Consider the following 538-nt stretch of genomic DNA (forward strand, 5'->3'; position numbering starts at 1 on the left):
GGTATCCACATAGCGAATGCCTGTTTCAATGTAATGAATACTCAACAGCTTGAGGATTTAACTGTCATGAAAAATCTCTCGCCGGCACTTCCTTCACGCATCCGCAGGTCTTGCCGCTGCCGCCCTGACCGGATGCGGATCAAACACCCATAGTTTCTCACCCGGTTCAAATTCTAGCGCCATGCCTGGTGACTCTGGAAAGATCGTTCAGTGGTACCACGAATATGGCGGGAAGAGCGTCCAACAGGCCGCCAATCACTACGCAAACGAATCTAGCAACGAAGTTGAGGCTGCAAAGAATTTTGCCCAATAGCTGTAGATCACACCAAACAGATAAACAGGTCAATTTTGCCAACTCCTACGGCACACATATTCTGTCGCAGCCTGATCTCGCCGACACGCGCTCACTTGGGGACGAGGAAGCCCTCTTTGCCCGCAGGGACCTCATTGCCCTCCTCGTCGACAACAGCAACCGGACGCCCAGCGGCACCTGGTTTGAGCGGCATCGACGGCACAGTGGTGATCTGGAACATGCCAG

General features: G+C 53.3%; 1 protein-coding gene. It reads left to right on the forward strand.

Annotation, left to right across the window (positions count from 1 at the left end):
• Positions 1 to 73: 73 nt before the first annotated feature.
• Positions 74 to 313: a twin-arginine translocation signal domain-containing protein gene (locus tag G8O24_RS47075; RefSeq protein ID WP_075260447.1), complete on the forward strand. Its 240-nt coding sequence runs from the start codon at positions 74 to 76 to the stop codon at positions 311 to 313.
• Positions 314 to 538: the final 225 nt, after the last annotated feature.

Origin of the sequence: Bradyrhizobium campsiandrae, assembly GCF_014529705.1 — a bacterium.
GTDB classification, from domain to species: Bacteria; Pseudomonadota; Alphaproteobacteria; order Rhizobiales; family Xanthobacteraceae; genus Bradyrhizobium; species Bradyrhizobium campsiandrae.